8 protein-coding genes are annotated in these 8,005 nt (G+C 42.4%); 1 reads left to right on the top strand and 7 read right to left on the bottom strand.

The genetic code is table 11. The features are described 5' to 3' along the window. Positions 1 to 360 precede the first annotated feature (360 nt). The 6 genes from hflC to FBQ94_RS04235 form a co-directional block, all read right to left on the bottom strand. The gene (gene hflC / locus FBQ94_RS04260) at positions 361 to 1,329 is read right to left on the bottom strand and encodes a protease modulator HflC (protein WP_007223394.1); all 969 of its coding nucleotides are present in this window, start codon (positions 1,327 to 1,329) and stop codon (positions 361 to 363) included. Continuing rightward, on the bottom strand, positions 1,326 to 2,330 hold the full coding sequence (gene hflK / locus FBQ94_RS04255) for an FtsH protease activity modulator HflK (protein WP_007223395.1): 1,005 nt from the start codon (positions 2,328 to 2,330) through the stop codon (positions 1,326 to 1,328). Before hflK ends, hflC begins: the two co-directional genes overlap by 4 nt. Before the next feature lie 14 nt (positions 2,331 to 2,344). After that, on the bottom strand, positions 2,345 to 3,352 hold the full coding sequence (locus FBQ94_RS04250; protein ID WP_007223396.1) for an AIR synthase family protein: 1,008 nt from the start codon (positions 3,350 to 3,352) through the stop codon (positions 2,345 to 2,347). Next, the gene (gene bshB1, locus FBQ94_RS04245; protein ID WP_007223397.1) at positions 3,349 to 4,035 is read right to left on the bottom strand and encodes a bacillithiol biosynthesis deacetylase BshB1; all 687 of its coding nucleotides are present in this window, start codon (positions 4,033 to 4,035) and stop codon (positions 3,349 to 3,351) included. The genes FBQ94_RS04250 and bshB1 overlap by 4 nt, the downstream gene beginning before the upstream one ends. An 89-nt stretch (positions 4,036 to 4,124) precedes the next feature. Next, complete coding sequence (locus FBQ94_RS04240) at positions 4,125 to 4,661, bottom strand: NTPase (protein ID WP_007223398.1); 537 nt, start codon at positions 4,659 to 4,661, stop codon at positions 4,125 to 4,127. A gap of 4 nt (positions 4,662 to 4,665) precedes the next feature. Beyond that, positions 4,666 to 4,980: an MTH1187 family thiamine-binding protein gene (locus FBQ94_RS04235; protein ID WP_007223399.1), complete on the bottom strand. Its 315-nt coding sequence runs from the start codon at positions 4,978 to 4,980 to the stop codon at positions 4,666 to 4,668. Between the two features lie 272 nt (positions 4,981 to 5,252). Between FBQ94_RS04235 and FBQ94_RS04230 the strand changes: the two genes are divergently transcribed. After that, positions 5,253 to 6,377 (top strand): ribose-phosphate diphosphokinase, encoded by a 1,125-nt coding sequence (locus tag FBQ94_RS04230; protein ID WP_040544666.1) that lies wholly within the window; start codon positions 5,253 to 5,255, stop codon positions 6,375 to 6,377. Between the two features lie 141 nt (positions 6,378 to 6,518). On the opposite strand, the gene FBQ94_RS04225 is transcribed toward FBQ94_RS04230, so the two are convergent. Continuing rightward, the gene (locus FBQ94_RS04225; RefSeq protein WP_007223401.1) at positions 6,519 to 7,946 is read right to left on the bottom strand and encodes a hypothetical protein; all 1,428 of its coding nucleotides are present in this window, start codon (positions 7,944 to 7,946) and stop codon (positions 6,519 to 6,521) included. Positions 7,947 to 8,005: the final 59 nt, after the last annotated feature.

Here is an 8,005-nt window from a genome sequence, read left to right as displayed (position 1 = left end):
TTACCATGACGGGACTTTCACCCGTTAGAAAGCGGTACCCTTCCCTGGGCACGCCAATTTTGTAAATTAAACCCCTATATTTGCATGGTCGATAGCTCATAGCGCTTTCATGGTTAAACGCATAGGGAAATATTCCAAATTGAGGGTTCAGGTTATAAACCTGAACCCGCCCAGGGGAGACACAAGATTTTGCAATTGTACATACGCAAGCTGTTGGGTCTCTACCCAATCCCGTAGGGATGGCATGATTATAGCAAAAAACAGAAAAAATCCCTAAACCCCGAAGGGGTGACATAAGGGAAACTCGGATGCCAGATTTAGCCAACTGAAGTTGGCTAAATAGTTACAAAAAACTCAAAATTATTGTTTGGCGTCCGATACTAATTTATCCTCCTGCTGGAAACTCTTCAAATATTTGAAGTAATCCCCGTCTGTTGTAAGTATGAGATGCGTTTGTTTGTTAAACGTTGATTCATAGGTTTCCAGTGTTTTTGTAAATGAATAAAATTCAGGGGCATTCTTGTATGCCTCTGCATAAATTCTTATCGCTTCTGCATCTGCTTGTCCCTTAATCTCCTCAGCGGTTCGATACCCTTCCGATTCAATACGCTCCAGTTCTCTTTTCATAGAACCCAGGATTTCAGCCTCTTCTCTTCGTCCTTCTGATTCGTATTTATTCGCGATACGGATACGCTCCGATCGCATCCGGTCATATATCTTGGGAATAACAGCTTCGACATAATTAATATACTTAACACGGACATCTACCAATTCAATGCCATACCGGCCTTCTAATGCACGTGTAGCCATTTTCCGAATCTCTTCAACAATCTTGTCGCGGCCCATCGTAATCATTATCTTTTTAATATCTTCCGCCTCCTCCAGCTCCTTTGTTGTATACTCCAGCTTGCGGTTGGTATTTCTCAATACCTCTCTTAAGGTATACGCACTAACTACGTTCTTGACCGCAGATTCAATTACTTCATCCAGCACCCCCTGACCACGCGACTCCGTGCCCAGAGACGTGTAAAATTTAAGAGGGTCGGCGATTTTCCAACGCGCCCATGTGCCTACACCAATATTTTCTTTATCCCTCGTGAGAATATCACTGGGTTCTCCGCTCCATTCCAGCAATCGTTTATCAAAATACCTGACCTCCTGAATAAACGGGGTTTTCAGGTAAAGCCCGGGTTCTGTAATTGTCCGGACAGGTTTTCCAAACTGTGTAATAACAGATTGTAACCGTACGTCTACAACATACAGAGATCCCTTCAAACATGTCAGGAGAATAGCTACTGCGATAATTGTTATGATTGTTGCTTTCTTCATTTCCCTACATCCTCCGCATTCAGTCCAAGGATGGGCAAGAACCCTTTTAGATCTTTATCGATAATGTATAACTTTTCACATTTCGGTATAACCTTCGACATGGTTTCCAGAAAGAGTCTGCGCCGGGTCACGTCTTCCGCTTTTTTGTATTCTTCGTATACCGCCAGGAATGCTTTCACATCTCCGGTAGCTTCATTTACCCTTCGAATCCGGTATCCTTCTGACTCTTTAATTACTTGTTGTTTTTTTCCTTCTGCCGCGGGCAATATCTTGTTTTTTTGCCCTTCGGCATCGTTAATGATTCTGTCTCTGATTTGAATCGCCTGATTTACGGCATTAAAAGCATCTTTTACTGGCGGCGGCGGATCGACCCCTTTGAGCAATACCGTTTGAATATCAATGCCACAGTTATAACTATCCAAAATCCTTTGAAGATCTTCTCTGGATTTTTGTTCAATCTCTGTCCTTCCGATAGTTAAGACCTCATCAATTGAGCGATCACCGATCAAGGTACGCATTACCGCCTGCGAGACGCCACGGATAGTTTCCTGCACATTCCTGACATTAAAAAAATACTCTTCCAACGCCTTTATTTTGTACCGTATGACCCAGTGCACCTCAGCGCAGTTAAGGTCTCCGGTAAGCATCAATCTCTCCTCTTTCGCATCGGAATATTCATAATCAATCATACTGGAAAGAGTATTTTGTCTTGTCCTGAAACCAAACTCTTCATTATAAATCCGCTTAACTTCGCCTTTGAGCACCTTATCAATACCATAGGGAACCTTCGTATGCAATCCCGGACCAACGGTTTCTATATATTGGCCGAATCTTAAAATAACGGCCTCTTCATTGGCTTTCACGGTATAAAAAGCCGTATATCCGGTGATAATAACAAAAGCGATAATGAGAAAGGGAGGAACGAACTTTTTTATCGATTTCCATGGTATATCATTGAAATGAATATCTTGTGGTCTTCTGTATGGCCCATAATCAGGCATAGCGCCCCCCCTCCTTATAAAATCTTTACTAACTCATCTACTTTAAATACCGGCATTTTTACCAGCTTGCCTTTTCTCAGGAGTTTTAATCCTTCATCCTTCTTCGTAAGTTTTCCTATAGGGGTACATACTATATCATTCTTTTTCAGGATAGCAATAACTTCTTTTGTCGATTCCGGATTGAGCGCAATCAGGAGCGCCCCTGATGCGATAAGGCCCATCGGATGGATATTATAAAACTTACCTATTTGCTCTGTTTCTGTATAACAGGGAATCTTTTCCTCGTCAATAATGGCCCCTGTTCCGGATACGCTTGCGAGTTCCATAATACCTGTCGCTAATCCGCCTTCTGTTGGATCATGCATGGCATGGATTTTGGCTGCTGTATTTGCCAGCAAGGCATCTGCAACAACGCTTAATCCGGGATTATTGATAAATGCCTGTGCCCTTTTAACAAATTGATTACCAAATTCCTTTTTCAATACCGATGCCTTTTTATGCGCTATAATAGACGTCCCCTCTATGGCAATACCTTTGGTCAGTAAAAGATCATCACCCGGACATGCCCGGCTATTTACCACCAGCTTATCCTTTTCTACTTCACCCAGCATGGCGCCAACAATAATTGGCCGGTCGATTGTAGAGGAGATTTCGGTATGGCCGCCACATACCGTAATATGAAGCGCCTGCGCCGCTTCAATAATATCGTGAAAGATTTGCGTTACCAATCTTTTATTCGTCTTTCTTTCTGGTAACAGTATGGTTGTCAGGAACCACTTCGGGGTCGCCCCCATGGTAGCAATATCATTGGCGTTTACGTTAACTGCATACCATCCGATACGATGCGTGGTAAAGGTAATAGGGTCTGTCTTTGCTACGAGGTACTTTTCCCCAAAGTCGATAACAGCAGCGTCTTCACCAATTTGCGGGCCTACAATTATTCTCGGATCCTGCGCAGGATTTAAGGCCAGCATTCTTTCAAGCAACCGATAATCAAGCTTTCCAACAGGAAAACGGTTCATATGATATCGCGTATATCCCGTAGACCGATCTGCTCGCGACTCATAAAAGGCTCGCCATAATCAGCCCGTATGAGATTGCCATAATATTGATTCTTTGCTGTGATGGTATTGCTGATTTGCTTCCACCGGGCTTCGTCATATGCAAATTGGGATTGATAAATACTTGCAATTTTAAGTTTCTTTTCAAATTCTCTGCTGATGTCCAGGATAAATGAAGGGATAACATGGAGACGGAAATGAGAGCAAAGATAATAAAAAATGCAGGCAGGATACCATGGTTCTCCGGGGATGTCCGATTTTGTCAATTTTGCATAAAATCGGGCTGCCTCACCGATCTGGGTAGTCTGAACATGATCAGGATGAGCATCGACCCAGTAGGGAAGGAAAATCACTTCAGGGCGTATTTCTCTGATTACAGCAGCAACTTTCTTACGGGCATCGATACTATCCATAAGATAGCGGTTCGGAAGGTCAAGCACCGTCCTGCTCTTTATCCCTAATACAGTAGCCGATAACTCCCATTCTCTTTTTCTGATCTCAGGACTGCCATATGGGGTAGGCTCGCCGTTGGTCATATCAAGGATATGAACATCATATCCCAGGCTAACTAATTTAAGAATACTTCCTCCCATGCCAGCTTCAATATCGTCAGGGTGAGGACCTATAGCAAGAATTGTCGTCATGTTAGATACTGCCGGTAACCTCTCCACATACGAGATAGCACAACAGGAAATTTGTAAACAAAAATAGGGAATTTAATAATTTCTGATAATTACTTAATATCCTTTATCGCTTTCACCATTTCAAGAACTTTTTCTGGTAAATAGTCCCTGTTTTTATAATTCACGGTTACTACGGTAACCTCCTTACGTTTTTTTATACCCTCGGTAAAAACATTCCCATCTTCCATGATGACAGAGATAAGAGGCTTTTCACTATCAAGGATACTCCTTACCAGTTCTCTGAATCTCATTGAGAAAAGTTCCATTTTTCCAATCTCATCAATAACAAGTATCGATTTATTTTTCATAGCATTTTCTAGCGTTGGAATAGCTATCCTCTCGAAGGAATCAAGATCGACATAATATTTTCCAACTCTATAATCGCTATGATAATCTACGTGTGCCAGAATACCATTGTCTCCGTCTAACGTAACAACCCGAAAACCCATACGTTTACCCATGACACGGATCTCTTCTGTAAAAAAACCTCCGGCATCCGCGCCTAGCAAGGGTATAATCTTCCTCATGACTGTTGTTTTACCCACGCCAGGTTTACCAGTTAACAAGATATGCTTCTTCATAATCATGCGTTTACTTTTTTAGAATTTTCTCTAATTCCTTCTCTACAGATCGCACCTTATGTTCGATCATTTTTACCTTTTTATCCGTATCTTTTCTCTCATCCAGCTTTATTACCGTGTATACTCTTTGTGCTGTTTCTAACATCGTAGTATGACATTTCTTAATCAAGTCAAATACAGAATCACTATCCCCTTCCACCACCGTACTCATAGCATTCAGCTTATAATCTAATCCACTTTCATGAATGACTTTAACAACCTTAGCAACGTGACTGGCAAGGTCAACTTCCTCTCCGACAGGTACCACGCTAATTTCAGCAATCATTTTATACCTCCTTTAAAATTTCTTCCCGAAGAAGAATGGTTCTTTTCGTAGTTAAACACGATTACAATAAGGGTGATGGTTTCATGTTATATCAGAAAGAGTATAATTTCAAGCACGAAAACAAAGCTGGCTTCCCTGCAAAGCCATTCTCGCTGGTTTCTTCACTATGGTATTGACAAACTGCCTGAAAGGGTATATTAATGAACCTTAAGAAACTTTCCGTGCACCTGTCATAAAAATTCTGTAAACTAAAAGATTTTCCATAAATAGCCATGATTCAAGATCAAGATACGCAGCATCTCTTCTTCACACCAGAAAGGTTCGCACACGGGCAAGTCCAAAGGATGGATCCTCCCCGCGGAAGACTCTTAATTGCAGGATGCCGTTCGGGTTCTTATTTATCAGCAAGGACATTCCAGAGATATAAGGAACTCCTGGCACAAGAAGGGAGTAAAAACGATATCTTACACCTGGAAAATATCGATAAGCAATTCTCTGATTCAGAAACCTGCGTCCGGTTAGATGTCCACGTCAGTGGTTATGATGTATTCATCTTCCAGGCCTTGTTCAACCCTACCTCAGACTACTGCATTGACCAAAATTATATGGCGCTCCTCATTGCTGCCAGGACCTTTCGGGAAAATGGCGCTAATCACGTAACAGCCGTGCTGCCCTATCTTGCATATGCCCGGCAGGATAAACCGACGAGATTTATGAGAGAACCAACAACAGCGAAGCTTATGGCCGATATGAGTATTGAGGCGGGCATTGACCGGCTCGTTGTCTGGAACCCGCACTGTGACCAAATCCGGGGATTCTATGGAAGCATGCCAGTCAATGTACTGGGGTCATTACCCTTATACATCGATGAATACCGCCGCTTTCAGGGGCGGGAGGACGCCATTGCTGTTGCTCCCGATGCGGGAGCTTCGAAATTTGCAGCTCATTTTGGAAGAGCGCTGAATCTCAAATGTGCCGTTGCATCAAAATACCGTCCACGTCCTGAAGAAGCCGTAATCTCTGAGATTATTGGCGACTTCACAGGAAAAAAGATCGCAATCATCCTTGATGACATGATAAGTAGTGGCGGCACTATCTATGCGCTCATTAAAAAGCTGGTGGAAGAAAAGGGAATTGAGGAGATATATCTTGGAATTTCGCACAACCTCTGTGTCGGAAACGCCCATGACCGTTTAATAGATTTATACAAAAACTATCACTTAAAAGAGATGACAGTAACAAATAGCATCCCCCAGACAGCCGCATTTCAATCCCTGCCCTTTGTCTCAATACAGTGCTTATCAGACATACTCAGCCGGACGATCAACAGAATTCACTACAATCAGTCAGTAAACGAAATGCTGTATCAGCCATTAACGCCATACATCAAAGATTGAAGGGCACATTGACTTCAATTGGCTTTTCAATCTTCTTCGCTGGTTCAATTGTCCCTGATTGAATCATACGTTTGAACTGACTCGAGGCTTCGAATATGTCTCCAAAAATCATTTACTCTAGATTTTGAAATTCCTCAACATTTATAGAGATTTTAAGTATTCTACAAGATTATTTATCTGCTGATCACTCAAGCTAAGGTTTAAGGTTGTATTGTAATGTTTGACTACATCTTTCAACGTTGCAAATCGACCATCATGAAAGAATCGGCCTTTATTTTTTTGTTTCATAAAAATACCAAACTCACGTATGAAAAGTCCCTCCAGATTCGCTGTCTTATATCGATTATCCGGCGCCCGGTTGGCCTGAAAACTATCAATACCAATATCCTCAGGCTCATGGAGGTTCCATCCCGGCTCAGACCACAACGGCGTAATATGGCAGTTATTACACTCACCCTTCCCCTCAAAGATTTCTTTTCCACGCTCGGCAGCATCTTTATCAAAATGAATACCCGCCTTTGGCTTTGGCGCAGGAAGGGATAGCTGATAAAAATGGAGCGCCGGAAGTTTTGAGGTAATGAGATCTTCGTCTGGTTTTGCCCGCAAATTCCCAAAACCCTCTTTAGCAGCTATGGGAAATTTAGAAGCATCGTCGAGACGAGGATCAAAAAATGTGCCCTTGCCATGCAATTCTATGTTAGCTACAAAGGCATTCCAATAGGTAACTGTACCCCATGCGCCGGTCCAGGTATGCAGGTTAAAGCCCGCCAGACCAAAGGCGTTGGGAATCATCGTTGCCGCAGAGCCTCCATCCGGTCTAAAACCTTTGCCATCGAGCAGAAGCTCTGCATCAAATTTTCCAGGTCCCCAAGAATTGAGCACTTTTTTTACTATCTCTACACTGGTATTTAGTATAGTAGCAATGACATTTAGATTAGGGGAAAGAGCAGTGATAGAGCCAACATCAAGATCGCTATTGGCCCAACCATCCAATCGTTCACCGATACCGAAGATTAAAGAATTATTAACGGTAGAGTGACAAAGTGAACATTGGAAACCTATCGATTTAAGAGTGCCATCATCATTGAAGAAACCCGTGACGCCGACAATTGCGTTACGCTTGAGCAGGAGTAGGGTATTGTTTGGGTCATCAAGATTAAGATTCCCTTCTTTTATTTTTCTAATAATATGCTTAGGCAGCGCCTTCACATCAATTTTTAGCCCCAATGCTAATGCCTTTTTAGGACTTACTTTTTCGATAGATTTATGGAGTTGAAGTTTATCTCCCCAAAATTCCTCATCACCGTAGGTATCAAACCGGAAGATACGCTGGCCCTCAGTAATAAAATTCGATACACCCGATTCAGATTTCTGTACTGGAGCAACTGACATTTCGATGAGCGGGTTTAGTTTCTGTTCTATCCCTGCTGGGTCATCTCCTTCTGTAGTCTGTTTCTGCTCTGCGCCTATCGAAGCTTTTCTACTTGAGAAGGCAAACCCAAGAGTCACAATAAGTAGAATAACAGGTATTACTATAGCCTCTGTCCGTAATTTGATCTGAGAACACATTTTTCTTGCTCCTTTCTGCGGCGAGATCTAATCTACAACCAAAACTGATTCCCTCTGCA

The organism is Candidatus Jettenia sp. AMX1 (genome assembly GCF_030263775.1).
In the GTDB taxonomy this organism is placed as follows: domain Bacteria; phylum Planctomycetota; class Brocadiia; order Brocadiales; family Brocadiaceae; genus Jettenia; species Jettenia caeni.
The sequence above is the reverse complement of the archived record's forward strand: the minus strand, read 5'-3'. Positions and strand labels throughout refer to the sequence as shown.